Below are 26,749 nucleotides of genomic sequence, written 5' to 3' on the forward strand. Positions count from 1 at the left end.
TTCGGTGACATCGTCGCAAAAGCGCGATTGTCCATGTTTTCCGGCAAGGAAATCCATGTTCTTCAGTGGGGTTTTCAGTGTAACCTAATACATGACCCCGCTGACAGGAGGAATTGCCGTGAAACAAGCCACTATTTTTCGAGAATACATTGTAAAGAACCGAAGGCCCTATATCTTTGGTTTTGCATTATTGTCCATTTCTTGTCTGCTGCAGCTTTTGATTCCCGAATACATGGGAGAATTTACAGACAAGCTTAAGGGTCATGAGCTTACCTATACCCAAGCGGTCCGGTACGCGCTGCTGGTTACGGCGGCAGGCTTCGGAGTCGCTTTTTTTCGTTCCGTCAGCAGGACGTATATTTTCCGGCTGGCCCGGGTGCTGGAGATGGAGGTGCGCAGCCGCTTGTTCGCCCACTGGGAGCGCCTGTCGGCCCAATACTTCAATAACCAGCGGATCGGGGATTTAATGTCCCATGCCATCAGCGACGTGGGGGTGATCCGCGAGGTCACCATGGGCGGAGCATTCATGGTTATGGAAGCCGCGGTGCTGATTACGGCCACGGTGACAGCCATGGTGGTGACGGTGAATCCTTGGCTGACCCTCTTCACCATGCTCCCCCTTCCCATGCTGAGTGTTTTGGCCTATACCTTCAACAGGCGCATCCAGCGCCAGTCCACGGAGGTGCAGGAGGCTGTGGCGACTCTGACCAGCCGGGTGCAGGAATTTGTAGCCGGCATCCGCGTGGTCAAGGCTTATGTGCAGGAGAAGGCGGAGGTGGGATTTTTCACCCGGGACAATCGGGATGCGGTGGAGAAAAACAGGCAGTTCGCCCGCTCCAACTCCCTGTTCGGCGCCTTGAGCTCGGGGGTGGTGGGCTTAAGCTTCCTCATCTCGGTAGTGTTCGGCGGCGTGCTGGTCTTAAACGGCACCATAACCTTGGGCAGCTTCGTCGCTTTTAATACGTATCTGTCCCTTCTGCTGGGTCCGGTGGAAAACCTGGGCAAGGTGGTCAACCAGCTCCAGCGGGGCAGAGCCTCGGAGGACCGGCTTTTGGCCATTTTTATGACGGAGCCGGATGTGGTGGACGACGCCGAGGCGGTGGAGAGCATCGAGCAGTTGGACGGCCGGGTGGATATCCGCAATTTAACCTTCTATTATCCCGAAGCCCGCGAGCCCGCCTTGCGGAACATCAATCTGTCCATCGGGAAGGGAACCAGCCTGGCCATTGTGGGCCGGGTGGGCAGCGGCAAAAGCACCCTGGTGCATCTGTTGGTCCGCCTCTATAATCCGCCCAAAGGAACGGTTCATATCGACGGCCACGATATTCATGAAATCCCCTTAAAGACCCTGCGGGGCCAGGTGGGGATTGTGCCCCAGGACCCCTTCCTGTTTTCGTCCACCATCCGGGAAAACATTGCCTTCGATCCTTTGCCCCATTCCGAGGAGGATGTGCTGGAGGCGGCCAGGCTGGCTCAGGTGTACGACAATATTATCGAGTTTCCCGAACAGTTCGAAACCACTTTGGGGGAACGCGGCGTTTCTCTGTCCGGCGGCCAGCGGCAGCGGGTCAGCATTGCCCGGGCGGTAATCAAAAAGCCCTCCATTCTCATCTTCGACGATAGCTTGTCGGCGGTGGACACGGTGACGGAGGACCTGATTCTGGAGGGGCTCCATTCGGTTATGAATGACCGGACGACCATTATTATCGGCCACCGGATTTCGTCGGTCCGCCATGCCGACCAGATTATTGTGCTGGAGGAGGGAGCGATTGCCGAACGGGGCAGCCATGAAAGCCTTCTTGCCAAAAACGGCATTTATGCCGATTTGTACCGCAAGCAGCAGCTGGATGAAGCGGCGGAGGGCATATCGGCCGAGGATTGCGGAGAACCGGTGCAGAAGCAAGGCTTGAAGCTCAAAGGGGGATTGGCGCTGTGAGCAGCATCCATCAGGAAAAAGAGAGGGTCGGCATCAAGGACAGCCAGCTGCTGAAGCGGATGGCGGCGTATGCCCTGCCGTACTGGAAATCGCTATTGTTTTGTCTGCTTCTGGCCTTTCTGATTGTGGTGGCCGACCTGGCGCGGCCGTATCTGTTGAAGATCGCCATTGACGACCACATCGGCGGCCTGTCCAAGCCGATGCTTGCCGCAAGCGCGGATGCGCCGGGGGCACGGGAGGAGTTGGACCGGTGGGGGGATATTATCGAGAGCGGAGACCGCATCTATGTGCGGATCAAGGCCGGATCGGAAGCCGAGGCGGCGGAGCAAGCGGGGGACGGCATCGAAAGGGCGCAGATTGTAGATGCGTCCGGCACCTCCTTGCTGGTGCGCGGCTGGTTGAGCGAGGAAGAGAACGCCGGCAAGCTGGAGGCGGTTTCCGCTGCGGGCACGGACGGCCCCAAGCTGGTGACGGAGCGGGGAACGTATGAGGCGGAGGCGGTTGGCGACGCAGCCTTGAAGGATTTCAGAGCGAGGGATTACACCGGGTTTCTGAAGCTGGGACTGTTGTTCCTGCTGGTGGTGGCCGGGGGCTCGCTGCTGAATTATTGGCAAAGCAACCTGCTGCAATACACCGGACAGCATATTATCTTCAATATCCGGCAGCAGTTGTTCAACCATCTCTCCCGGATGTCCATGTCCTTCTTCGACCGGAATCCGGTAGGCCGTCTGGTGGTGCGGGTCACCCAGGATACGGAGGCCTTAAACCAGCTGTATTCCCAGGTGCTGGTCAACCTGGTGAAGGATGTGATCGTGATCGTCGGCATCCTGGCCATTATGCTCCAGCTGTCTGTGAAGCTGTCGCTGATTGCTTTTGCGGTGCTGCCGTTTCTGGCGGTGATCACCTTTTATTACCGTCGGCTGGTCCGGGAGGCCCAGCGGCGCAGCCGGCTGATCCTGTCGCGGCTGAACTCCTTCCTGGCGGAGAATCTCTCCGGCATCCGGATCACCCAGCTGTTTATCCGCGAGGACCGGCAGCGGGAGCAGTTTGACGGTCTCAATTCCGCCTATTACCGGGCAGGGATGAAGGGGACGGTGGTCAACTCCATTTTTCAGCCGGCGATTGGGTTTCTGGGCAATGTCTCTATCGCTTTATTGCTCTGGTACGGGGGAGCCCGGGTGCTGGAGGGCGGCATTACCTTCGGGGTGCTGTACGCCTTCACCCATTATATCCGGCAGTTCTTCCAGCCCTTGCAGAGCCTGGCGGAGAAATACAACCAGATCCAAACGGCCATGGTCGGCGCGGAGCGGATTGTGGAAATGCTGAACGAGGAGCCGGCCATTGTGGATGCGGCTGATGCAAGGCCCCTGCCTGCTGCGGTTCGGGGGGAAATCCGCTTTGAGAATGTGTGGTTTGCCTACACCGGCGAGGATTGGGTGCTCAAGGATGTGAGCTTCACCATCGCCCCCGGCCAGACAGTGGCCTTCGTAGGCGCCACCGGCGCGGGGAAAAGCTCCATCATCCAGCTGATCAACCGTTTCTATGATATTCAGAAGGGCTCCATCAAGCTGGACGGGGTGGATATCCGGCAGATTCCTGTGGCGGATCTGAGAAGGACCATCAGCGTGGTGCAGCAGGACGTGTTCCTGTTTACCGGGGACATTGCCCATAATATCCGCTTGAACAATAAGAGCATTACCGACAAGCAGGTCCGGGAGGCGGCCGCCATGGTGAACATGGATGAATGGATCGCCAAGCTGCCTCAGGGGTATGAAACCACGCTGGGCGAACGGGGCGTCACTCTGTCTCTGGGCGAGCGGCAGCTGCTGTCCTTTGCCCGGTCCATTGCCTTCCGGCCGCAGATTCTGATTCTCGACGAAGCTACCTCCAATATCGATACGGAAACGGAGCTGGCGGTGCAGGACGCCCTGTACACCATTTCCAAGGGACGGACTACGCTGATCGTCGCCCACCGTCTGTCCACCATCCAGCATGCGGACCAGATTATTGTGATGCACAAAGGCAAGGTCCGGGAGAAGGGCAACCACTTCGAGCTGCTGGCCAAGCAGGGGTACTATTACCGTCTGTACGAGCTGCAATATAAGGACCGGGGAGCGGAAGCGGCGGCGGCCGCGGCGGGCGACAGGTAGGGCAGCGGTGCGGACGGGCGAGGTCCATGAACGGATTGCACATTTGGGTTGGTAAGAGCATAAAGAAGGCATCGTCCCTTTTGAGGGAGGATGCCTTTTTGTGATGAGCGGAATGCAGGTTCATCAGGTCGATCGTGGAAAGGGCCGCTTGCAGGCGGAGTGTTGGGCAAATTCGCTCTCCTGCTGCCACCGCGTTACGGAACTATAAAGCGCTTATTAGCGAATTCCGCTTCCGTTGAAGCTGTAGCGGAACTGAGCGTCTCTTACGGGCTAAATTTGCCGCTGTGCGGCATGAATAAGCCTCGTAAGAGCTTTTCAGTTCCGTAAAAAATCCGGCGAGGGGATTTTTGGCGTTTAAGTGCCGCTGAGTTCCGCTATGGGCTGAAGCCGGTGTTATTTGCGGGCTGGATCGTATTGTTACCGGGGAAGCGGCTCGAGTTCTTGACAAACCTTCGGCGTCAGAGGACGCCCAAGGCGTTTATCCTTGTTTTCCGGCATCCGGCTCATGCCGGGGCTGCTCGGTTACCTTGGTTCCGTCCTCCAGCCGCAGCCAAGTGTCTATTCTCCGCTCCCCCTCGTACAGCCGGATCATTCTGGCTCCCCGGGGAAAGCCCTCCCACCCGTAGGTGTTGTGTCCGCTGGCCCGGCCGTAGCAAAGCCGGATGCCGTGCAGCTCGCCCCAATAATCATTCACATGGTCATGGCCCACGAAGACGCCCAGCATATTTCCCGCCTCCGCCATAGCGGCGAACAGGCCCGAGTTCACAGGCGGGCAGCAGACCGGTTCATGGCGGTGCCCGTAGCAGACCTGCGTCTCCCATACCTCACGGTACTCCGGCAGCGGAATGTGGAAGAAGGCGCAGGCGGGGACGGGTTTGCCGTCGGCCAGCCGCGGCAGCGCCAGGGACTCCTGCTCAAACCAGCCGATCTGGCTCCGGTTCACCCAGGCATAACCCGGCAGGCCGGGGAACGGGGAGCGGTTGCCGGAATCCAGCAGGAACAATGCGGCGGAGGCTTGACTGTCCGCCCCCAACACCTCAAGCTTGTAGGTGCCGGGGCCTTGGCCGGAGGCGGGAGGAGTTACGGTGTACCGGGTGCCCAGTATGGCCTTCATCAGGTCTTCTTTGGTGGCAGGCGATTCCGGCTCGGCGTCATGGTTGCCGAAGGTGTACGCCCAGGGAATCCCCAGGGATTCCACTGTGTCCACAGCCTCCATCAGCGCCTTCACCGGGGCCGTGCATACGGCTTCACCCGCAGACACATACCCCGTGTAGATGATATCGCCTGTGAACACCACCAGATCCGGTTTTTCATCCAGGAGCACACGCTCCATCAAGCTGCGGGACAGCAGGTCCTTTTCGCTGCCGTCCTTCCAATGGATATCCGTAAACTGGGCGATGGTGAACAGGCCTTCCTTGTTGAAATAAAGCGGCTTTGCCAATGCGGATCTTCCTTTCCGTTTTGTGTATTTTTGTTGAAATCAGTGTATATGATTGCGGTTTTCACAGTCAGTGTAGAGCAACCGGAGGCCGCCGTCAATAAATAGCGATGAACTGACGAAAACTTAAAAAAAAGCCGATGCCGCAGGCTTTGCCGGCCTACAAACAAACCCGCCGCAGCCCTTCAATGTCATCTGCGTGCGATCCGTGCAAAAAAAGCCGATACCCTTTTGCAAAGAAAAATGGACCGGGAATGAATCGCCGATATACGAGTGCCGGTTCCGCATCGTATAGTCAGGACATCAAGCCGCCGGACGCTCCTGATTCAAGTCAAGAGCCCCGATCTTCAATTATAAAAGCGGCTGCACAAAATCAAACTGGGGAGTGTAAAAGGATGAAAAAATCTTGGTTACCCATTACCGCTTCTGTTCTAGCCTTATCGTTGACGGCGGCCTGCGGAAGCTCGGGCAGCGGAAGCACCGCTTCTCCCGCAGCCGGAAGCCCCGCCGCCTCCCAGAGCGCCGCGGAGACGGCGAAGCTGACCTTCTGGACGCCGCTGAACCCCAATGCCCTGGCTGTTATCAAAAGCCTGAGCGAGCTGCCCATGGTGGGAGAGTGGGAGAAGAAAACCAATGTGAAGTGGACCTTCCAGCATCCTTCCGGAACCACTACGCCTGATGTGGTTCAGCAATACGGGGTGATGATCGCCTCCAACAACCTGCCGGACGCCATGCTGTGGAACTGGGCCAATGTGCAGGGCGGCACCGCCAAAATGTACAATGACGGCCTGATCATCAAGCTGAATGATCTGATCGACAAGTACGCGCCCAACCTGAAGAAGATTCTCGAGGAAAATCCCCAGGTAGCCAAGCAAATCAAATCCGATAACGGCGACATCTACACCATGCCCCACTTGAGAGTAGGCGAAAACGGCCAGTACAAAACCTTCAGCGGCATGATGATCCGCCAGGACTGGCTGGACGAGCTGGGCCTCAAAGCGCCGGAAACCATCGCCGAATGGGAAACCGTCCTGAAGGCTTTTAAGGAAAAGAAAAGCGCTATCCCCTTCACGTCCAACAAAAACTATGCCATCGCCCAATACGATTTTGCCGGAGCGTACGGCGTATCCAACAGCTTCTATATCAATAACGGCAAGGTGGCCTTCGGCCCTTATCAGCCCGCCTTCAAGGATTATCTGGAAACCATGCAGCGCTGGTACAAGGAAGGGCTTATCGATCCGGACTTTGCCTCCAACGATTCCAAAACCATGGATTCCAAGGTTTCCTCCGGCAAAGCCGGCGCTTTCTTCGGCTATATCGGCGGCTCTATGGGCAGCCTGCTGCCGGCCCTCCAGAAGGAGCAGCCCAAGGCCAATCTGGTCGGCGTGCAATATCCGGTGCTGAACAAGGGAGACCAGCCCAAGTTCGTGCAGGCCACCTGGGAATATGACAATGTGGGCACCGTCATCACCAAGTCCAACAAGCACCCGGAGGAAACTATCAAGGCGCTGGATTACTTGTACGGCAAGGAAGGGGCGCTCCTGAAGAACTTCGGTGTGGAGGGCCAGACCTACACTATGGAGAACGGCCAGCCCAAATATACGGACCTGATCCTGAAGAATCCGGACAACCTGCCGTTAGGCCAGGCCATGGCCAAATATTTTATCGCCAACTACTCCTTCTCCGGCATCGACGATGACCGCTACAACGACCAGTATTATCAGCTGCAGCAGCAAAAGGATGCGGTGAAGCTGTTTGCCAAGTATGCCAATAACGCCTATTCCGTGCTGATGCCGCCGATCAGCCTGACCACCGATGAATCCAAAGAATTGGCCAAAATCATGACCGAGGTGAACACCTATCTCAATGAATCCCTGACGCGGACCATCATGGGTGTGGAAAAGGTGGAGAACTACAGCAAGGTTTTGGACCAGTTGAAAAAGATGAACATTGACCGCGCCATCGAAATCCAGCAGGCTGCCGTGGACCGGTACAACAAACGCTAAAAGCAGGCAGGGGAGGGGCGGGCATCCCTCCCCTTTTTCTGTGAACTATCGGATAAGGAAGTGGTTTTCCATGCAAGCCATGCGATATCTTATGAAGGACATAAGCAAAAACCGGGCCATCTATCTGATGGTGCTGCCCGTGGTGCTGTATTTCTTTGTTTTTAAATACCTTCCCATGTACGGTGCGGTTATAGCCTTTAAGGATTACAGTGTGGCAAAAGGAATCTGGGGCAGCGACTGGGTGGGCTTTGAGCATTTCCGGACCTTCTTCGGCAGCTATTATTTTGGCCGCGTGCTGCGCAACACCTTTTTCATCAGCTTTTACAACCTGATTTTCGGTTTTCCCGCTCCCATCCTTCTGGCTCTGCTCCTGAATGAGATCAGGGTGAAATGGTTCAAGTCCATGGTGCAGACCGTATCGTATCTGCCCCACTTTATTTCCCTGGTAGTCATCTGCGGGCTGATTATCGATTTTACCAACCGCGGCGGCGTCATCCAATCGATTATTGAATTTTTTGGCGGGGAAAGCGGGTCGCTGCTGAACAATCCCCATAACTTCCGGACCATCTTCGTGACCTCCTCCGTCTGGCAGGAGGTAGGCTGGGCCTCCATTATTTATCTGGCGGCGCTCTCCGGCATTAACCCGGATTTGTATGAGGCAGCCCGGGTGGACGGTGCAGGCCGGTTCCGGCAAATTTGGAGCATCACCCTGCCTGGTCTTGTCCCCACCATCATGATCCTGCTTATTCTGCGGATCGGCGGCTTGATGGATGTGGGCTTTGAAAAGATCATTCTGCTCTATAATCCCAACACCTATGAGACCGGCGATGTGATCTCCTCCTTTGTGTACCGGATGGGCTTGGCCCAGGGGAATGATTACAGCTATACCACCGCCGTGGGGCTGTTCCAGTCTGCCATTAACTTTGTGCTGCTGATCAGCGCCAACAGCATATCCCGCCGTTTCTCCGGGAACCGGCTGTGGTAGAACGATTACGCTCACTTAGGAGGACAACATGAAACCAAGCGCATCCGAACGGGCTTTTGATATTGTCAATGGCATTCTTATGATTCTCCTGATGATCGCCACCCTGTATCCCTTCTATTATGTAGCCGTGGCCTCCATCAGCGACTCCAACCAGCTGATCCAGCATTCCGGGCTGCTGCTGCGGCCTCTGGGCTTCAATTGGTCCGCCTTCAAGGCAGTGCTCATCAACCCCAATATCGGCACGGGATACATGAACACCATCATTGTGCTGGTTTTCGGCACCCTGATCAATCTGTTCTTCACCACTCTGGGGGCGTATTCCCTGTCCCGCAGATTTGCCCTGCGCAAGTTCATTATGGTGGCCATCGTGTTCACCATGTATTTCAGCGGCGGCCTTATTCCCACCTACCTTCTCATCAACAACGCCCTCCACATGGGCAACAGCTACCTGGCCCTGACCATTCCCGTTGCCATCAGCACCTGGAATTTGATCATCATGCGCACCTCCATGGAAGCCTTGCCGGAGAGCCTGATTGAATCCGCACGAATAGACGGGGCCGGAGAGTTCCGGATTCTGGCACAGATTGTGCTCCCCTTGTCCATGCCGGTTATCGCCGTGATGATTCTGTATTACGGGGTAGCCCATTGGAACGCCTGGTTTAACGCCATGCTCTTTATGCGGGACAGAAGCATGTTCCCTCTGCAGCTGATTTTGCGGGAGATTCTGGTGATGAACAGCACGGACTCCATGATGACGGAGGTGTCGGTAGCCGACTCCCAAGCCATCGGGCTGAGCATCAAATACGCGACTATTATGGTGGCCACCGTGCCCATCCTTCTGGTCTATCCCTTTTTGCAAAAATACTTTGTCAAAGGGGTTATGGTGGGAGCGGTTAAGGAGTAGGAAGCGGCAGTGCGCTTTTATCGGGTTTTGCCGATAATGAAGTATAATGGATAGAGGATCTGAACAACGGTATCCGAGCTTGAAGCAGAAGGGGGCAATCGGGTTGAAACGAAGCGTATTTTTGTTCTGGCTTGGCTCCAGTCTGGTGATTCTGTGCATTCCCATTATGATCACCTTGGCTGTGCTGCTGCGCTCCCAGCATCTCCTCAATTCAGAGGTAATCCGCTCCAACGAGGCGCTGTTGATTCAAGTGAAGCAGTCCATGGACGCCCAGGTGCGGAATATGAAAAAAATGGGCCTGCAGCTTTCGCTGGAGCCCAAGGTGCTTCGTTATTTGGAAAAAAAAGACTACGGTTCCCCCGAATTTAAGCTGGAGACCTTGGACCTGATCCCTACGCTGCAAACGTACGCGGCCTCCAACGGGGATATTATGGACTTCTATATTTTTTTGAAGCAGCCGGGTTTGGGGGTCAGCACCTCTACCATGGCGGAAGCGGATATTTTGTTCCGGAATTTTTATACCGGCAAGGACATCACCCAGGACGGGTGGCGGGCTATGATGGAGAAGAAATTCCCCGGCGTTATGGAAAGCATGACAGCAGGGGATCTGTCTTACATCCAGTCCCTGCCTTTGCAGGAAATGAGCCAGGCTCCCGCCACCTTGGTGGTGCTCCTGAATACGGACAGTCTGAAGACGGCCATCTCCAGTATCCAATTGGCCAAATCGGGAAGTGTGGTTATTGTGGATGCCCAAAGCCGTCCCGTGATGTGGGTGGGAGAGCGTATTCCGGCTGCCGACATGGATTTCCAGGGTCTGGAGGGCGAGCTGGGGACGGTGGTGGATCGGCATAATACCATCTCCTACGTCTCTTCGGAGGAAAATGACTGGAAATATGTGTCCATTGTGCCCACCAAAATTTATTCCGCCAAGGTCAGCCAGCTGCAAAACTGGATTTATGCCTCCATGGCGCTGTCCTTGCTGATTGGCGGCTGCTTGGCCTTTTGGCTGACCAGGCGCAACTATCTGCCCATCCGGCGGATGGTGGATACGGTGTCTCCCCGGGTGAAGGCCAACCTGAATGAGATCAAAAATGAATTTACCCTGCTGGACCGGTTTATGTCCGAGCATCAGCAAAACCTGGATGTGGCGGAAAAAACCATCCGGCAGCAGAATGAGGCGCTGAGCAAGCATTTTCTCGCCCGGCTGCTGAAGGGGAGAGTGGAGCAGGGAGTAGCCCTGGCCCAGTCCCTGGATTCCTTCGGATATCAGTTTGCGGGAAGCCATTTTGCCGTGCTGCTGTTTTACATCGGGTCCTATCAGGGGCTGTTCCATCCCGAACAGCAGATGGATGAGGAGAGCCGTCTCCAGTTTGTCCATCTCATCGTCAGCAATATCTCCGAGGAGCTCTTGGCCCAGGAGCATACGGTCTATTCTACGGAAATCGACGGCATGGCCGCCTTCCTGGTGAATCTGAACGGGGAGGAGGGGCCTGAGCCGGGAGCATTGGAGGGTCTTCTGGACAAGGCGAAGGAAGCCCAGGAGATTATCCAGAACAAGTTCCTGATCCAACTGACCATCGGAGTCAGCAATATTCATTTGTCCCAAAGCAGCATTCCCCAATGCTACGAGGAGGCGCTGGAGGCCCTGTCCTACAAATTTGTCATCGGCCAGAGCCTGATTATTCCCTACGAGCGCATCCGCGCCTCCAAAAACGAGCTGTTTTACCCGCTGGACATGGAGCGGCAGCTGATCAACCACATTAAAACCGGCCAATATGAGGAGGCCATGATGGCGGTCAGCACCCTGATTTCCACCAATTTGTCCGGCGGCATCCTGTCCCTGCAATCCGGCAAGCTATTGATGTTCGAGCTGATCGGCACCATGTTGAAGGCCACCGAGCATATTGAGCCCCAGGATGACGGCCTGGCCGGGGAAAAAAGCGAGCTGATCGGCCGGCTGCTGGGCGGGGAAACTTTTGCCGAGATGGAAAATATGATCTACCAGTTCCTCCGGACGGTATGCGACTTTATTGACGCCAGGAAGCGCAGCCACAATACCGGCCTGAAGGAGCAGGTGCTGGAATATATTGAGGAGCATCTGTCCGATATGAATTTGAGCCTGGGCGCCCTGTCGCTGGAGTTTAATCTGAACGGCCCGTATCTGTCCCGCTTCTTCAAGGAGCAGACCGGGGAAACCTTCATTGATTACGTCAATCTCCAGCGGGTGCGGCTGGCCAAGCGGCTGCTTACGGAAACCAATGAAACCATCAACGACATTACGGAGAAGGTGGGTTTCACCAACAGCAATACCTTCATCCGGGTGTTCAAGCGCTACGAGGGCATTACCCCCGGACAATACCGCAAGGGAGAGTAGGGGGCGGCGTGTCTGGTAGTGCGAAGACAGGAGGAAACGGATTGTCATGAATATGCTGAAAGCGGCCGATGGCCGGTTTTATTTGGACGGAGAGCCTTTCCGGATGGTGTCCGGGGCTATCCATTATTTCCGGGTGGTGCCGGAGTATTGGCGGGACCGGCTGTTGAAGCTCCGGGCATGCGGCTTCAATACAGTGGAAACCTATATCCCGTGGAATCTTCATGAGCCCAAGGAAGGGGAGTTCTGCTTCAGCGGGCTGGCGGATGTGGCCGGTTTTGTGCGGCTGGCCGGAGAGCTGGGGCTTCATGTGATCCTCCGCCCCAGCCCGTACATCTGCGCCGAATGGGAATTCGGCGGTTTGCCCGCCTGGCTGCTGGGTTATCCCGGCATCCGGCTGCGGTGTATGGACGAATTGTATCTGTCCAAGGTGGACGCCTATTATGACGCGCTGATTCCGGTGCTGCTGCCCCTCTTGTCCAGCCGGGGCGGACCGGTGCTGGCGGTGCAGGTGGAGAACGAATACGGCAGCTACGGCAATGACAAGGCCTACCTGGATTATCTGCGCCAGGGGCTTCTCCGCCGCGGCGTGGATGTGCTCTTGTTTACGTCGGACGGCCCGGAGGACGGTATGCTGCAGGGAGGGACCTTGCCGGGGACATTGGCTACGGTGAATTTCGGCTCCCGGCCGGAGGAGGCGTTTCAGACCTTCCGCCAATACCGTCCTGCCGATCCGCTGGTTTGTATGGAATATTGGAACGGCTGGTTTGACCATTGGCTGACCCCTCATCACACCCGGGAGGCCGGAGACACGGCGGAGGTGCTGGACCGGATGCTCACTCTGGGGGCGTCGGTGAATTTTTATATGTTCCACGGGGGGACCAATTTCGGGTTTTACAATGGGGCCAATTATGACGCCAAGTATGAAGCCACAGTGACCAGCTACGATTATGACGCGCCCTTGTCGGAAAGCGGGGAGTATACGCCCAAATACGAAGCGGTGAAAAAGGTGCTGGAGAAGCATTTTGGCCCGGCGCCGGTGGTTATGCCTGCGCCTGCGGCCACATGCGCTTACGGGGAGGTGGAGCTGGCAGAGCGGCTGGATTTGCTGGATGCGGTGGGGCAGCTCGGCGTGCCTGTGGCCCGGACAGCGCCGGAGCCTATGGAAGGGCTGGGCCAGGGCTACGGCTTTATCTTGTATGAGACCTTCCTTACCGGACCGCGCACGGAGGAGCTGCTGCATCTTCAGGAGGTGCATGACCGGGCGCTGGTGTTTCTGGAGGAGAGGTTTATCGGCACAGTGGAGCGCTGGGACCCCCGGCCGCTCCCGGTGACAGTTCCGTCTGAAGGGGCGCGCCTGCGGATTCTGGTGGAGAATATGGGCCGGGTCAACTATGGGCCCCGGCTGATGGACCGCAAGGGGATTACGGAAGGGGTGCGGCTGAACAATCAGTTCCAGTTTGGCTGGACCATCTATCCTCTTCCCTTCGATTCGGTGGCGGAGCTGCCCTTTGCGGTTGCGGGAGAGGGAACGGGGGCGGCTATACCTGCACCTGCATCTGCGGCTGCGCAAGGGGACCGGCCTGCCTTTTACCGGGGCGGCTTCCACGCGGAGGTCTGCGGCGACACCTTCGTCCGGCTGGAGGGCTGGACCAAGGGAGTGGTCTGGATCAATGGCTTCAACCTGGGAAGGTACTGGTCCGAAGGACCGCAGCAAACCCTGTATCTGCCGGGCCCGCTTCTGCGGCAGGGCTGGAATGAGCTGACCGTGCTGGAGCTGCATCATACGGACAAGGCGGCGGTTGTGCTTCAGGAGCGGCCTGAGCTGGGGAGCGGTCCGAAGGCAGCGGAGGAGGAACAGGCATGAGTCCGGGACAACAGCATGTGGGATTTCTGGAACGAGCCTGCGCCAATGCCCGGCTGCCGGAGTTCGCTCCCGCTCTGGAGCGTTTGCGCCTGAAAGCGGAGGAGGCTTTTGCTGTCCGGTTTCGCATGTCTGCCGGAGACCGGGGGGAGTGGGGCCACTATTACCACTGCCGGGAGGATGCGGGCAGACTGATGTTTGACTGGAGTCGGCCCCGGGAGCACCGCTGTTCGGTGTGCGGCAGGGTGTATACGGGGCAGCGCTACGATGCCTGCTGGATCGGACTGGCCCATCATTCCATGGGCACCGGCGCTTTCCACATGGCCTTGTGCGGCAGCCTGGACGGCCGGGAGGATTATATCCGGCGGGTGCGGGATATTCTGTTGGATTATGCCCGGTATTATGAGGGCTGGGAAATTCACGGGGATATCCCCTACAACGGGCCGGGCAAGCTGTTTGCCCAGACCCTGGAAGAAGCCCACTGGATCTTGGAGCTGGGGCTGGCGTTTCTGATGCTCCGCAGCTCGTTTGATGCAGCGGAGGAGGAAGCCGTCTGCCGGGGGCTGCTGCGGCCCTGCGCGGACTTTCTTATTGCCCACAAGGAAGCCCAGATCCACAACCATGCGGTGCTGATCACCTCGGCTATTTCACTGTTGGGCTTTTTGCTGGAGGATGAGGAGATTCACCGGGCAGGGCTGGAGGGGGAATACGGGCTTTTGGACCAGCTTCAGCGGGGTGTTCTGGAGGATGGTCTGTGGTATGAAGGGGTTGTTCACTACCACTTCTACGCCCTGCATCCCATTCTCCAGTACGGCTGGGCGGTGGAGAACACACCCTGGGATATCCGCGGCATGGAGCCTATCCGCAGGATGCTGGATTTCCCCCTCCGGTTTATCCAGCCCGACGGCACCTTTCTCCGGCGCCATGACGCCACCAGCGTGGTGAATATCGGCACATATGCGCCGTATTACGAGCTGGGGCTGGCCTGGTTCGGAGATGCCCGGTACCGGGCTTATCTGCGGACGGCGTACGGGCTGGAAGGGGCGCTGCCGCCTCTCTCTCTGCCCGGCTACCGGCCGATGGAGCGGGATTCGGTATTTGCCCTTTGCTTTGGCATGAATCTGGAGGCTGAGGATGGAGAGGCCATGAAGGAGCTGCGCCGCTTTGTAGAGCAGCCCCAGTCCTCGGCAGGCTCCGGGCTGACCAGGCTGCCCGGGGCGGAGGGGCTTCACCTGACGGTGAAGCATGGCCCCTTCGGCGGCGAGCATGACCATATGGACCAGCTGAATCTGTCCCTGTCGGCTTGGGGCATTCCCCTTTTGGAGGATGCCGGAACTGTGCCTTACGCCATGCCCTTGCATTACGGCTGGTTCAAGCATACCTTTTCCCATAATACGGTGGCAGTGAATGGCATGGATCAGCCCCCTGCGGACGGCAGGCGGCTGGGGTTTGGCCGGGAGGCTTGGGGCTCCTGGGTATGTGCGGCAGTGGACTGGAAGCAGGAGGACTATTTGTTGAAGGATTGCATCGTCCTTCCCGAGGAGCTGCGGCCGTGGGATGAGCCGTCTTATCAAGGAGTGGAGCTGGCAAGGACCTGCCTTGTTCGGGACAATTGGGTGGTAGACGCGGTGAAGGTGCATCTGCCTGACCGCCGGCAGGCGGACCTTCTCCTACATGTGGACGGAACGCTGGAGGGGACCCCGGATTTGCTTGGGGAGCCCACGGAGGAGACGTTTTGCCGCCTGGACCCGGCGTTGTTCCGGAACCCCCGTTGTCTTTCTCTGGAGCCGGGCGCAGTCAAGCCTCTTGTATGGGCGGCAGACAAGGGGAAACTGACCCAATATGCCTGGTGCTCCCGTCCTTCAACCCTGCTTAGTGCGATTACGCCGGGCAATCCCGCGGGAAGGCGGCGGCACACTCTTGTCCGCCGTGTGGAAGGCGGAGGAGTGACGGTGTTCCTCCATTTCTTTCATTATGATGCGGCCGGGTCGGCCAAGTGCGGGCTGCAGGGGGTTATCCGGGCGGAGCTTGGAGAAGATGGGCGGCTCATGGTGGAGGAATCCCCGCTTGGCCGGATTGTGTTGGCCTGGAACGGAGAAGCTCCCGTGTTTGGGTAACCGTAAAGAGGTTGCCGTAAAGAGGTTACCGTAAAGCCGGCGTTTGCCTCCCCGTCTATGCTTCAAAATGCAAAAGTGCATTTATTTTATCGGTTATCCGTTTCAGTGGGAAGCCAAAATGCAAAGGTGCATTTATTTCCGGCGGATTTTGCCAATCTGAAGGTTTCAGCGAAGAATAGATGCACTATTGCAGGATGGGAAAGCAAAATAGGCGCTATAGTCAGAAATAACTGCACTATTGCAGGATAGCTCAACACGCTCAAGCTCTTCAGACTGTCTCATGCGGAAGTCGGGCTGCCAACAAATGAAAAACGAACAATAGGCTGGCCTTCGCTATCCATGTCGATCGCCCTGGCTCTGCTGTGGTAGAATATTGACATTAACGGCACACGGAAAGGGGAACGGGACATGTTTGCCCAGCAGCGGCACCAGGCAATCCTGGAGAAAATTCAAGAGGAGAAGGCCATCAAAGCCTCCGATTTGATGGAGCTGTTCGGCGTATCCTTCGAGACGGTCCGCCGGGACCTGGAGCTTCTGGAGAAGGCGGGCCGCCTGCGCCGGGTTCATGGGGGAGCTGTTCTGTCCCAGCTGGACTATACGAAGGAGCTTCCTCTGAACATGCGCGAGGCAGCGTATGTGGAGGAAAAGCGGGAGGTGGCCCGCATTGCCGCCCGTTATGTGAAGGAGGGCATGTCCATCGCTATGGATGCCAGCACCACCAACCACCAGCTGGCCCGGCTACTGAAGGGCCAGGTATCCCGGTTGACGGTGATCACCAATTCCCTGGCCATTGCCCAGGAGCTGACAGACATGCCCGGGTACCGGATTATTCTCCCCGGCGGTGTGCTCCACAATGAGGAGCAAAGCATCATCGGCGAGCTGGCAGAGCAGTTTACCGCCATGTTCCATGCGGATTTATTCTTCATGAGCATCAGCGGGGCCACTCTGGAGGAGGGGATCACGGATTACGGCATCGGCGAGGTGCAGGTGAAAAAGGTGATGCTGAAAAACGCCAAACGCGCCATTGCCCTGGCGGACAGCAGCAAGCTTGGAGCGGTTTCCCTGCTGAAGGTTTGCGGGGCGGATGAGGTGGAATGCCTGATTACGGATTCCGGCGTTGATCCGGAATTTGTGGAGGCCTTCCGGCAGAGGGGAATTGAAGTGATTTGCAAGTGAAAAACATCTGGCCCGCCCTGCGGCATGGAGGATGTTATTTTCAGGGGAGTGGCGAAAGCTTATGGCTTGGACGGCAGCGGATGTCGTTCAGGTCTCTTTTTTGGAGTATGATGTGTGTTTAAATACGTTTATGTGTGAATTTATGATTTTAATTGAGTTTATTGCGGATAAAAGGATGTGGATGCTCCGATGTCACTCTCCATATTATTGGTTATATGCTCCGGACTGGCCCATGCGGTATGGAACCTGTTCACCAAAAGCAGCAAGGACAAAGCCGCATTTTTATGGTGCATTTTTATGCCGTCAACGATCCTGCTGCTGCCTGTGCTGATTGGTGAAATGAGCCTGTCGGCGTATTCTCCCGCGGCGCTGGGGATGCTTGTTTGCTCCGCCGCTTTGCAGGCATTTTATGCCTGGCTGCTGTCGCACACTTACAGACGCGGCGATTTGTCCCAGGTTTACCCGGTGATGCGGGGAACCCCCACTTTGTTAATCCCGTTGGTGGGAGCATGCTTTTTGGGGGAGCGCTTGACCTTGTGGGGTTGGCTGGGAATCGCGCTGATGTTGGCAGGTTTTGCCGTGATGGGAAAAGGCGGCCGCAATCCAAGTTTACCCGACCGTACAGCGAAACACGTTGCCTTCTCCATTTGGACACATCCGGTGGCGATGGCGTTGGGCGTAGGTCTGACCATCACCTGCTACACTTTGGTCGACAAGTGGAATTTGCAGCATATGTCGCCGATTTCACTTCTGGAGGTAACGAATATCGGCTTTGTGCTTGGGCTGACACCGGCTGTTGTACGGCAAGGCCGGCAGATAAAGCGTTTTTTTACATCCGGCTGGAGCACGATTTTGCTGGGAGCGCTTCTATCGCCAGGCTCGTACCTCCTGTTTCTGTTTGCCATCCGGGAGGCTCAAGTGGCGTCCCTAGCGCCTTTGCGGGAGATTGGCATTGTGTTCGGCACGGTGCTGGGGCTGGCTTTTTTAAAGGAGAGTTTCCCGGCACGGAGACTGGCTGCCTCCTCCATTGTGCTTTCCGGCATCCTGCTGATTGCTTTTCTGGGCATCTGAACATGTCTTTTCAAGCCCGTCCCTTTTTGCTACAATGACATCAGAAGAGTGATTTGCAGGAAAAGAAAGCATCTTTTCCATTTCTCTGTCTCTATAAATAAGGAGGTTAGTTGAGAATGGAAGAGAAGCTTATGGAGTTTATGGTCGGTTTCCAGCAGCAGCTCGCTGTATTGACCCAGGAGCAGCGGGAAGGGTTCCGGGAAGTGCACCGGCGTTTGGACCAGGTAGACCAACGCCTGGACAAGTTAGAAGCGCGTATGGATAAGCTGGAAGAACGTATGGATAGATTAGAAGCGCGCATGGACAAGCTGGAAGAACGTATGGATAAGTTAGAAGCGCGTATGGACAAGCTGGAAGAACGCATGGATAAGTTAGAAACCCGTATGGACAAGCTGGAAGACCGTATGGATAAGCTGGAAGTCCGCATGGACAAGGTAGAGCAACATATGGACAAGGTAGAGCAACGTTTGGGTAAGGTGGAGCATCAACTGGACAAGCTGGAGTACAAGCTTGATCTGACCTTTGACCAGGTGGCGGCCAGCGCGGAGGATTTGACGGAAATGAAGACGGTGATTTCCTTCCGTTTTGAAGCCCACCGGAATATTATGGCCCGGACTGAAGAGGATGTAGAGCTCCTCAAGGTGAAAATCCAGAGCAGTTAATGACCAGGACGCCGAAAGGTGTCCTTTTTTCCTCAATGAAGACAAGGAGGCAATACAATTGGCAATCAAAAAGAAAATCTCTGGGCCGTCGGCCCCGGCACTGCCTTCGGCGCTTGACAAAGCGGATGCATCGTTTCCCCAGCCGGAGGATGGTCAACTGGTGGAGACCACCGAATTTGCGGATATGGAGCTTGGCCATTGGCAGACCCGCAAGGTGCGGTTTGACGGTGTCCTGTTCCGCAATGTATCACTCAGCGGAGCGGTATTGCCCAATGCCGAATTCCTGGATGTGATATTTGAAAACTGCGATTTGTCCAACATGGATTTTCAGGAAGGGGCGCTCCATAGAGTGTCCTTCCGCCATTGCAAGCTGCTGGGGACCAATTTTACCGATTCCGTCTGGCGGGATGTGACTGTGGAGGAGTGCAATCTGGGATATGCCGCCCTCCGCTTCAATGATTGGCGGCATGTGCAGATCAGGCAAAGCTCCATGGCTCATGCGGATTGCTACCATTCCTCCTGGCAGCACACCCAGTTGGAGACAGTAAAACTGGAGCAGGCTATTTTGTCCGGAACCGCCCTTTTGGGCATCGACCTGAGCAGCTGTGATTTTCTGTCGTTGTCTGCGGAGCCGGAGGATCTGAAGGGCTGTGTGATTGACGCCTCCCAAGCCGGGTTGCTGGCCCCGCTTTTTGGATTGGTTATTAAGGAATAGCTCATGTTATTTCCAGACAGCCAGAACGAAAAACGGGCTCCCGGCAATCCGGAAACCCGTTCTTTTTTCTTTGGCAATCTTACCGCGGCTGCGCCGGAGCTGCTGCTTGACCCGTATGAAGCGGGTAATAGTAATTCAGCGGCTCATCGAAGGTGATGTAATCCAGATTCACCATCAACAGCAGGTAACGCATCCCGGTTTGCGGGTCGCTGATAATGATATGGTCCCGGCCGGCCGCTTCCAGCTTGCCTTTGAAGATTTTGGCGTTCCATTCCCGGTTGTTTTCATAGGTCATGTAGAGGGTTGCCATTTTTCCCAAGTTCAGCCGCAGAATGTTCTCAATGTAGGATTGCTCCAGCGGCAGCTGCCCGGGAACAAGACTGCCCGGTGCGGGAGTTGTGGGCGTACCCGGGATCACGGACCCGGAAGCGGGATATAAAGGGGGGGCAGCCGATTGAGCCTGCATTGCGCCCTGATACTGGTAAGGGGCAGGCTTGCCATAGGGGTAGTTCATCATTGTGAATACAAACCTCCTTTAATGGATGGAAAATGTGAGGCGGCTACCTGTAAACCGCCGGGCAATTCTCGGCTGTAGGAGAAAAAAAGCAATGGTTTTTGTACCTTCCTGAATGCGGCTGATTGTACCACTGAGACGGACAGGCTCCGGAAGGCCGGAAGAACCATAGGGAGTTGGACGCCGGATGCTGCTGCTCCCCTCTGATCACCCGCTCAGCCAGCCGGATGTCCCGGTCGCGGGCCCTTTGGTAAAAATAACCCTTTACAGTTGCCTCAAATCCGCCTGGCCGCTGGAAGACCATCTGCTGCAAATCCCGGATATTCTTGAAATCCAGGCAATTGGCCAGAACCCGGTTTACGCCCACATTGCCTACCATCAGCATCCCCAGCTCGCCTTCGCCCTCGGCCTCTGCCCGCATGAGCCTGGCAAGAAGCTTGGTCTGCTCCGAGTTTGTTTTGATTACTGCCATGCCGTCACTCCTTCCGCCGCAAAAAACCAGCCTCTTGTTCAATCTATGCGCATGCCCGGTCGGAACATTCATGGAGGACAAACCCGAAACGCCGGAAACTTGAAAAAAAGCGAAGGATTGACCTGTTGCCTGACTTTGGCTTTCCTGTTTAGTTGTCAAAGGGACGGAGCATTGATATTATAATCATTATAATGAAAGATAAAAGGGAGGAGGCTGCTTCGTGGAACAAGCTGCGATAGAGAGGCAAGACCGCTATGACTCCGCAACAGCAGAGGCTTCCACTGCTGCCTTTACTGCGGCGCGCAAGCTAAGTTGGCGGGATTTCGTGCAAGTAACCAAACCCGGCATTCTGATGTCCAATTTGATTACCACCTTCGGGGGATTCTGGATTGCTTCCAAGCTGGAGGCAGACTGGCTGTTGCTGCTGTGGACTCTTTTGGGGACGGCACTGGTTATGGCGGCCGGGTGTGTGCTGAATAATTATCTGGACCGGGATATGGACGCCAAAATGGAGCGCACTAAAGACAGGGTGCTGCCGGCTGGTGTTTTAATGCCTAAGGTTGTGCTGGCGTATGGTATATTCCTGGCGGTTATCGGGTTGAATATTCTTGGTTTTTTGGTGAACCCGCTTGCTGCCGGGCTGGGATTCCTCGGTTTATTCGTTTATGTATGGGTATATACCGCCTGGCTTAAGCGCACTTCTGTATGGAGCACGGTTGTCGGCGCCATTTCCGGTGCGGTTCCTCCGGTAATCGGCTATTCGGCTGTGACGGGGAGAGTGGATGAAGGGGCGCTGATCCTGTTTCTGATTCTGTTTCTGTGGCAGCCCCCCCACTTCTGGGCGCTGGGCATCCGCAGGAAGGAGGAATACCGTGCTGCCGGGTACCCGCTCCTGCCGGTGGTGAAGGGAAACCGCCCGACCAAGATCAGCATGATGCGGTATGTGATTCCGCTGGTGCCGGTTTCGCTGCTTCTTTATACGTATGATTATGTGGGGCTGATCTACTTGGTTGCATCCCTTATCCTGGGGGTGGTGTGGGTGATATTATGCGCCCGCGGCTTCTCGGCCAAGGACGATATTCAATGGTCCAAAGGGGTATTTCTCTATTCGATTAACTATTTGACCATCCTGTTTATTATTATGGTGATTGATACTATAGGACGGTAAGCCAACGCAGGGGGAATCCGCAAAGGGTTCCTCCTTTTTCATGAAAAGAGATGGACGGATAATGCCGCTTGGTGTATTTTTATTAGGAATCAACAACAACTCATCAAGAAGGCAGAAAGGTTGTCACGCATGTTTCTTTGGCATATTTTATCGCATAACGTTATTCCCTTGTGCATCATGATCGGTCTTGGCGCGGTGATGGAACGCAAGTTTCAACTGGATATCCGCACTTTTTCCAAGCTGATCTTCTATCTCTTCACGCCCGTAATGCTGTTTAAGATGCTGTATGAATCCCGCTTGTCCGCAGGCATTCTTCTTCAGATTGTCGGGTTTATTGTCTTTTTTCTCCTTGTGCTCTACGCCATTGTGGACGGTGTTGCCCGGCTTAGGGGGATGAACGGCGGGATGAGAAGCGCCATGCGCAACAGCGTGCTTTTTTATAACAGCGCCAATTATGCCATTCCCTTGAATCAGCTGGTATTCGCGGGCAATCCTTTTACCATGTCGGTGCAATTGATTGTCATGGTATTCCAGAGCATTCTGCCGCACACATACGGCATTTACGCGGTGAATGCCCACAAAAGCAACAAAAAGGAAATCCTGAAGACCATCTTGGGGATGCCCGCCATCTATGTCATTCCAGTGGCTCTTCTTATGAACGGCTTGCGAATTCCCGTGCCCAAGCCGGTTTATGAACCGATTACCTATATTTCCAACGGCTATGTGGCCTTGTCCCTGCTGACCCTGGGTGTTCAGCTGGGCCAGATGCAATGGAGAATCGACCAGCTGCGGGATGTGCTGATTTCCAATGCCCTGCGGCTTGTAGCCGGCCCGCTGATCGGCTTCGGTATTGTGATGGCCATGGGACTGGAGGGGCTGCTGGCTCAGGCTCTGGTGTTATCCTGCGCGGTGCCCACTTCCTTGTCCAGTGTTCTGCTTTCCGTGGAATTCGACAACGAGCCTGAATTTGCCGGGCAAGCGGTTTTTGCTTCCACTATGTTCAGCATTGTCACGGTGACGATTGTGATCTATTGCCTCCGCTTCATCCCTTAAAGCGGGTCGGCAGGCGGCGGGTACAGGATATACTCCTCCAACCCCGCCTTTTCCAGCTGTTGAATCAGATATTCGTCCGGAGTACCCTCTACGCCGGCATATCCCCGCCGGGTATAAATTTGCACTGCGTCGGGGAATTCCTCATTGACCAGCCAGCGGATTTTTTTGCCGGAGCTGTCGTTGTCCGCAAAGATGTAGACATCGCGGTCCGCGGCGCGTTTGCACAGCTCGGCCAGCTTTTGGGTGCTGGGGGTTCCGAAGGTGCACAGAATCAGCACATCCTCTTTCAGAAGCCGTCTGAGACGGCTTTTGTCATTTTTGCCTTCCACAATAATAACGGGGGCCATGGCTGTATCTCCTGTTCGTTGTAAGCATCAAACGCTTAAGTCTTTTCAGTATACCCGGGTACGGGGACATCTGACCACCGAATTGGCTGTTTTTCGCGGAAAACCGGACTTGGCCGTTAACGGGGTGGACATGCTATAGCAGAGCGCAAAAAACAGGGGGAAAGATTGTGCTTCTAGCAAGGCTTAAGTCAAGAAAGTATAAAACTTAACGAATTAGTCAAGATGAATCAATGAAAATTTATAAATTTATGATAAGATATTGGCGAGGTGAAGGAAATGACGAACACAACCAAAGAAACGAATACTGCACGAAACTGGACCATGCCGGAAATTGAGCTTCCGAATATACCGTCCGCCAGCTTTACCATTACCGATTTTGGTGCGGTTGGAGATGGAGTGACAGACAACACCGAGGCCTTCCGTAAAGCCATTGCGGCTTGCACCGAGGCCGGCGGCGGCAAGGTGATTATTCCCGCCGGCCTGTGGCTGACCGGCCCCATTCAGTTGGCCAGCCGGCTGGAGCTTCACGCCCAGGCGGGAGCAACGGTTTTGTTCAGCAGAAATTTTGACGATTATCCGCTGGTTCTGTCCACTTTTGAAGGATGGGAAACAGTGCGCTGCTTGTCTCCGCTGGATGGAGAAGAGCTGGAGGATGTGGCCATCACCGGCTCCGGCGTTTTTGACGGCAACGGCGATGCATGGCGTTATGTAAAGAAGTGGAAGCTTACCGAGCTTCAATGGAACAAGCTGATCAAAACCGGTGTAGTGGACGGAGACAACTGGTGGCCGACAGAGCAAGGCATGAACGGAGCCAAGCTGGTGGACCGTCTGATCAGTGAAGGGGTGAAGGACCCCAAGGCATTCGAACCGGCCAGAGACTATCTGCGTCCGAATTTGCTTAGCCTGCGCCGCTGCAAGCGCCTATTGCTGGATGGGCCTACCTTCCAAAACTCGCCGGCCTGGAACGTGCATCCCTGGGCTTCGGAGCATGTGACCCTGCGCAATCTGACCATCCGCAATCCATGGTACGGCCAAAACGGCGATGGCCTGGATCTGGAATCCTGCCGGTATGCCTTGGTGGAGAACTGCACCTTTGACGTAGGGGACGACGCCATTTGCATGAAATCCGGCAAGGACAAGGAAGGCCGGGACAGAGGCATTCCCAGTGAATATATCATCATCCGCAACTGTATTGTTTACCATGGCCACGGCGGCTTTGTAGTGGGCAGCGAAATGTCCGGCGGCGTCCGCTGCGTGGAGGTTTCCGACTGCACCTTTATGGGGACCGACATCGGCATCCGCTTCAAGACGGCCCGCGGCCGCGGCGGTGTGGTGGAGGACATCCTGATGAAAAACATCCGGATGATCAATATCGACGGCGAAGCCATTTCCTTCTCCATGTTCTATGAAGGCAAAGAAGGCTCCGGCACCCTGTCCGAGGACAAGCATCCGGTGACGGAAGAGACGCCGGTGTTCCGCAATCTTCATATGGAGGACATTGTCTGCACCGGCGCCGAGATTGCCTTTTTGATCAAGGGTCTGGTGGAAATGCCGATGGAAGGGCTGACCTTGACCCGCTATAAGGCGATTGCGGACAGGGGTGTTGAGTGCGCCAATGCAGCCCATTTGGCTTTGACCGATGTGGATATTCAAGTGAAGGAAGGGCCGATGGTGAAGCTTCACCAATGCAGCGATGTCCGGATTACCCGGATGAGCGGCTGCGGTTCGGAAGCGGATGACCGTTTCCTGGTGGCCTCCGGAAACCGCACGGAGAACATCGTGGTGGACTCCCTCGCAACCTGCGATTCCCACAGGAAGATTGAAGAACTGAACGGCGCCGAAGGCAAGGTTCAGATGAAGTAATCCAGCTTTACAGCTCCGGTGTCTCCCGGGAGGGGACAACCGGAGCTTTTTTGGCTTACTTTGCAAAATAAGCAGGAGTTTTCGGTATATATGTCGAACAATTCCCGTTACAAAACAACATCATAGGGTGACGACAACATTATGAACGCTTTTATTTATCTGCTTTTGGGTACGGTCGATATTTTTCTGGTGATAACCTTGATTTTCAAGGTATTCAGATGGCCCCTGCGGCAATATGCCAGGGAAACCCTGATCATTGCATTTCTTTGCTCCGCGGAATCGTATTTGGCAAGAATTGTGTTTGAAGTCCCCGAGGTGGATTTGATTCTGCAGAACTTGATCATTCTGGTTATGATGAAGGCGCTTTTGAAGGTGAACTTCTATTATGGGCTTACGCTATCTGTCATCGGGTCATTCCTGTACTCCGAGATTGCTTATCTTACATACAATCTGTTCGGTCTTTTGAATATCCCGCTGGATCTTTCCACTCCTACGTCTGCCGGGATATATTTCATGCAGATTTCGGTCCAGCTGGCGGCTGTGCTGGCAAGCTTTCTGTTGGGCAAGTTCAATCTGGGCTTTTCCTTTGTAGCTGTGCCGCCCCATGACGGCAAAAGGAGATTTACCCCCAAGGAGAAAATCAACCTGATCATCAGCTCACTGGCTGTTGTCTGCATCTTTGTCACCGTGCATGTAGCCATCAATTATGGAACCTTCGGAATCAATGCCATTATGGTGCTTGAGCTTTGTGCGTTGCTGATTCTGATGTACATCGCCCGAAAGCAGGATGCCATATGACGGACCCGATTGATTATGCCGCGGCCCAAATTGCCGGCTGGATTAAACGCGCCAACCCCGAAGAGACCGATGAGCTGGAAAGGATGAGCCCCACTCTTAGTTTATTGTTTAATAATCTTTTGACCACCGGCCTTATTCTGCTGATCGCTTATCTTGCGGATAATCTATTGTCCACTGCTGTTATGCTAGCCGTATTCGCCCTCTGCAGGATTATGCTGAAGGGCTTCCACCTGAAGTCCATGACCTTATGCGTCATCGTGACATCATGCTTTGTGTGCCTGGTTTCCATCATTCCCGTAACCCCCCTGGGGATGACGGTACTCACTCCGATTTGCATTCTACTGTTATTTTTCCGCTCCAGCGCATCCATTCCGGTCAAAATTCTGTTCGGAATGCTGATGACAGTCAACATGATTCTGCTCTATCCTCCGGTTTTTCTGGGATTTGCCGCGCAAACCCTGACATTAATTTCGCGAAGGGGGTGAGATCAATGAAGAGGGCCGTTGCTCGATGCGCATCTGCAGTACTTGGTGTGTTTGCGGCAGTTTTTACGGTTTCGGAGAAATATCCTCTCGGCGAAAAATTAATTCCCCCAAAGACAGGAAAGAAATAGTGGCCCATGCTTGATCTCAAAATTCCCTGTACAACTCTGACACATATGGACGCCGTTATTTCTTTGAACCAGGTGCTGTATATATCCTTGGCGTACCAGAAAAAGGTCCCCAAAATTATTATGCAAACCGCTCTGGACGAGTATGTTTCGAAGATTACGGGTTCTTTGGAATCACTGGAAATTCTGTTTGCCCAGTTTGGTTTTATGCGCGTAGACAGCGGTGTAATGGTCAACCTCCATCATTTCAGCCACTTCGAAAAGGATGGGTACAGCCAGCTGTTTTGCTTTGCCGGCTCCGACAAAAAGGTTGTTTGTTCCCGTGCCGGTTATGCGAAGGTTAAACATGCAATTGAAAACACCACCTGAAATGGCCTGGCGCACATTTTGGGTGGTGTTTATCATATATTGATAAAATTGTCAATAACAGAATTCCATATGGAATTCTGCTATATCGTGGGTTCCAAAAATTATGATATAGTTATTGCGAAAGAATGCAAAAAAGTTGCATGGCATTGCATGATAGTGC

The 26,749-nt window shown here is 55.1% G+C and carries 22 protein-coding genes; 18 read left to right on the forward strand and 4 right to left on the reverse strand.

Annotated features, from left to right (window positions below):
* Positions 1-118: 118 nt before the first annotated feature.
* Both DQG13_RS00240 and DQG13_RS00245 read left to right on the forward strand, forming a co-directional pair.
* On the forward strand, positions 119-1,936 hold the full coding sequence (locus DQG13_RS00240) for an ABC transporter ATP-binding protein (protein WP_113017364.1): 1,818 nt from the start codon (positions 119-121) through the stop codon (positions 1,934-1,936).
* Entirely contained in the window at positions 1,933-4,086 is a 2,154-nt protein-coding gene (locus DQG13_RS00245) for an ABC transporter ATP-binding protein (protein ID WP_258525383.1), read from the forward strand. Before DQG13_RS00240 ends, DQG13_RS00245 begins: the two co-directional genes overlap by 4 nt.
* A gap of 478 nt (positions 4,087-4,564) precedes the next feature.
* Here the strand turns inward: DQG13_RS00245 and DQG13_RS00250 are convergent, their stop codons facing one another.
* On the reverse strand, positions 4,565-5,527 hold the full coding sequence (locus DQG13_RS00250; RefSeq protein ID WP_113017365.1) for a metallophosphoesterase family protein: 963 nt from the start codon (positions 5,525-5,527) through the stop codon (positions 4,565-4,567).
* A gap of 392 nt (positions 5,528-5,919) precedes the next feature.
* On the opposite strand from DQG13_RS00250, the gene DQG13_RS00255 reads away from it, so the two are divergent.
* From DQG13_RS00255 to DQG13_RS00300, 10 genes are all read left to right on the forward strand, one after another.
* On the forward strand, positions 5,920-7,530 hold the full coding sequence (locus DQG13_RS00255; protein WP_113017366.1) for a type 2 periplasmic-binding domain-containing protein: 1,611 nt from the start codon (positions 5,920-5,922) through the stop codon (positions 7,528-7,530).
* 70 nt (positions 7,531-7,600) lie between these two features.
* Entirely contained in the window at positions 7,601-8,515 is a 915-nt protein-coding gene (locus tag DQG13_RS00260; protein WP_258525384.1) for an ABC transporter permease, read from the forward strand.
* 28 nt (positions 8,516-8,543) lie between these two features.
* The gene (locus DQG13_RS00265; RefSeq protein WP_113017367.1) at positions 8,544-9,419 is read left to right on the forward strand and encodes a carbohydrate ABC transporter permease; all 876 of its coding nucleotides are present in this window, start codon (positions 8,544-8,546) and stop codon (positions 9,417-9,419) included.
* A 103-nt stretch (positions 9,420-9,522) separates the two neighbouring features.
* Positions 9,523-11,793, forward strand: coding sequence for a helix-turn-helix domain-containing protein (locus DQG13_RS00270; RefSeq protein ID WP_181592481.1), 2,271 nt, complete (start codon positions 9,523-9,525; stop codon positions 11,791-11,793).
* 46 nt (positions 11,794-11,839) lie between these two features.
* The gene (locus DQG13_RS00275; protein ID WP_113017369.1) at positions 11,840-13,657 is read left to right on the forward strand and encodes a glycoside hydrolase family 35 protein; all 1,818 of its coding nucleotides are present in this window, start codon (positions 11,840-11,842) and stop codon (positions 13,655-13,657) included.
* A complete protein-coding gene (locus DQG13_RS00280) occupies positions 13,654-15,771 on the forward strand; it encodes a heparinase II/III domain-containing protein (RefSeq protein WP_113017370.1) in 2,118 nt (705 codons plus the stop codon). Before DQG13_RS00275 ends, DQG13_RS00280 begins: the two co-directional genes overlap by 4 nt.
* Before the next feature lie 408 nt (positions 15,772-16,179).
* Entirely contained in the window at positions 16,180-16,947 is a 768-nt protein-coding gene (locus DQG13_RS00285; RefSeq protein WP_113017371.1) for a DeoR/GlpR family DNA-binding transcription regulator, read from the forward strand.
* Between the two features lie 189 nt (positions 16,948-17,136).
* A complete protein-coding gene (locus tag DQG13_RS00290; RefSeq protein ID WP_113017372.1) occupies positions 17,137-18,018 on the forward strand; it encodes a DMT family transporter in 882 nt (293 codons plus the stop codon).
* Between the two features lie 116 nt (positions 18,019-18,134).
* A complete protein-coding gene (locus tag DQG13_RS00295) occupies positions 18,135-18,680 on the forward strand; it encodes a DUF16 domain-containing protein (RefSeq protein ID WP_113017373.1) in 546 nt (181 codons plus the stop codon).
* Between the two features lie 58 nt (positions 18,681-18,738).
* Positions 18,739-19,395, forward strand: a complete 657-nt coding sequence (locus tag DQG13_RS00300) for a pentapeptide repeat-containing protein (protein WP_113017374.1) — start codon at positions 18,739-18,741, stop codon at positions 19,393-19,395.
* A 79-nt stretch (positions 19,396-19,474) separates the two neighbouring features.
* Here the strand turns inward: DQG13_RS00300 and gerQ are convergent, their stop codons facing one another.
* The gene (gerQ, locus tag DQG13_RS00305) at positions 19,475-19,909 is read right to left on the reverse strand and encodes a spore coat protein GerQ (RefSeq protein ID WP_397333917.1); all 435 of its coding nucleotides are present in this window, start codon (positions 19,907-19,909) and stop codon (positions 19,475-19,477) included.
* 46 nt (positions 19,910-19,955) lie between these two features.
* Positions 19,956-20,381 carry a cell wall hydrolase gene (locus tag DQG13_RS00310; RefSeq protein WP_113017376.1) on the reverse strand — a complete coding sequence of 142 codons (426 nt, stop codon included), beginning with the start codon at positions 20,379-20,381 and terminating at the stop codon, positions 19,956-19,958.
* A 220-nt stretch (positions 20,382-20,601) separates the two neighbouring features.
* Here DQG13_RS00310 and cyoE point away from each other — a divergent pair, with 220 nt between their 5' ends.
* Both cyoE and DQG13_RS00320 read left to right on the forward strand, forming a co-directional pair.
* Complete coding sequence (gene cyoE / locus DQG13_RS00315) at positions 20,602-21,549, forward strand: heme o synthase (RefSeq protein WP_258525386.1); 948 nt, start codon at positions 20,602-20,604, stop codon at positions 21,547-21,549.
* A gap of 129 nt (positions 21,550-21,678) precedes the next feature.
* Positions 21,679-22,602, forward strand: a complete 924-nt coding sequence (locus DQG13_RS00320; protein WP_113017377.1) for an AEC family transporter — start codon at positions 21,679-21,681, stop codon at positions 22,600-22,602.
* On the opposite strand, the gene DQG13_RS00325 is transcribed toward DQG13_RS00320, so the two are convergent.
* Positions 22,599-22,949 (reverse strand): toprim domain-containing protein, encoded by a 351-nt coding sequence (locus DQG13_RS00325; RefSeq protein ID WP_113017378.1) that lies wholly within the window; start codon positions 22,947-22,949, stop codon positions 22,599-22,601. The genes DQG13_RS00320 and DQG13_RS00325 overlap by 4 nt on opposite strands.
* A gap of 276 nt (positions 22,950-23,225) precedes the next feature.
* On the opposite strand from DQG13_RS00325, the gene DQG13_RS00330 reads away from it, so the two are divergent.
* From DQG13_RS00330 to DQG13_RS00345, 4 genes are all read left to right on the forward strand, one after another.
* Positions 23,226-24,812 carry a glycoside hydrolase family 28 protein gene (locus tag DQG13_RS00330; RefSeq protein WP_113017379.1) on the forward strand — a complete coding sequence of 529 codons (1,587 nt, stop codon included), beginning with the start codon at positions 23,226-23,228 and terminating at the stop codon, positions 24,810-24,812.
* A gap of 141 nt (positions 24,813-24,953) precedes the next feature.
* Positions 24,954-25,610 (forward strand): hypothetical protein, encoded by a 657-nt coding sequence (locus DQG13_RS00335; protein WP_113017380.1) that lies wholly within the window; start codon positions 24,954-24,956, stop codon positions 25,608-25,610.
* Positions 25,607-26,095 carry an accessory gene regulator B family protein gene (locus DQG13_RS00340; RefSeq protein WP_113017381.1) on the forward strand — a complete coding sequence of 163 codons (489 nt, stop codon included), beginning with the start codon at positions 25,607-25,609 and terminating at the stop codon, positions 26,093-26,095. The genes DQG13_RS00335 and DQG13_RS00340 overlap by 4 nt, the downstream gene beginning before the upstream one ends.
* A gap of 134 nt (positions 26,096-26,229) precedes the next feature.
* The gene (locus DQG13_RS00345; protein WP_113017382.1) at positions 26,230-26,589 is read left to right on the forward strand and encodes a LytTR family DNA-binding domain-containing protein; all 360 of its coding nucleotides are present in this window, start codon (positions 26,230-26,232) and stop codon (positions 26,587-26,589) included.
* The last annotated feature ends 160 nt before the right edge of the window (positions 26,590-26,749 follow it).

The sequence above is a fragment of the Paenibacillus sp. YN15 genome (assembly GCF_003285005.1).
Classification (GTDB): domain Bacteria; phylum Bacillota; class Bacilli; order Paenibacillales; family NBRC-103111; genus Paenibacillus_AR.

Coding starts and splice junctions, on each gene's coding strand:
- DQG13_RS00255 (WP_113017366.1), top strand. CDS start 5,920: ATGAAAAAATCTTGGTTACCCATTACCGCTTCTGTTCTAGCCTTATCG.
- DQG13_RS00260 (WP_258525384.1), top strand. CDS start 7,601: ATGCAAGCCATGCGATATCTTATGAAGGACATAAGCAAAAACCGGGCC.
- DQG13_RS00265 (WP_113017367.1), top strand. CDS start 8,544: ATGAAACCAAGCGCATCCGAACGGGCTTTTGATATTGTCAATGGCATT.
- DQG13_RS00275 (WP_113017369.1), top strand. CDS start 11,840: ATGAATATGCTGAAAGCGGCCGATGGCCGGTTTTATTTGGACGGAGAG.
- DQG13_RS00280 (WP_113017370.1), top strand. CDS start 13,654: ATGAGTCCGGGACAACAGCATGTGGGATTTCTGGAACGAGCCTGCGCC.
- DQG13_RS00285 (WP_113017371.1), top strand. CDS start 16,180: ATGTTTGCCCAGCAGCGGCACCAGGCAATCCTGGAGAAAATTCAAGAG.
- DQG13_RS00290 (WP_113017372.1), top strand. CDS start 17,137: ATGTCACTCTCCATATTATTGGTTATATGCTCCGGACTGGCCCATGCG.
- DQG13_RS00295 (WP_113017373.1), top strand. CDS start 18,135: ATGGAAGAGAAGCTTATGGAGTTTATGGTCGGTTTCCAGCAGCAGCTC.
- gerQ (WP_397333917.1), bottom strand. CDS start 19,909: ATGAACTACCCCTATGGCAAGCCTGCCCCTTACCAGTATCAGGGCGCA.
- DQG13_RS00310 (WP_113017376.1), bottom strand. CDS start 20,381: ATGGCAGTAATCAAAACAAACTCGGAGCAGACCAAGCTTCTTGCCAGG.
- DQG13_RS00320 (WP_113017377.1), top strand. CDS start 21,679: ATGTTTCTTTGGCATATTTTATCGCATAACGTTATTCCCTTGTGCATC.
- DQG13_RS00325 (WP_113017378.1), bottom strand. CDS start 22,949: ATGGCCCCCGTTATTATTGTGGAAGGCAAAAATGACAAAAGCCGTCTC.
- DQG13_RS00330 (WP_113017379.1), top strand. CDS start 23,226: ATGACGAACACAACCAAAGAAACGAATACTGCACGAAACTGGACCATG.
- DQG13_RS00335 (WP_113017380.1), top strand. CDS start 24,954: ATGAACGCTTTTATTTATCTGCTTTTGGGTACGGTCGATATTTTTCTG.
- DQG13_RS00340 (WP_113017381.1), top strand. CDS start 25,607: ATGACGGACCCGATTGATTATGCCGCGGCCCAAATTGCCGGCTGGATT.
- DQG13_RS00345 (WP_113017382.1), top strand. CDS start 26,230: ATGCTTGATCTCAAAATTCCCTGTACAACTCTGACACATATGGACGCC.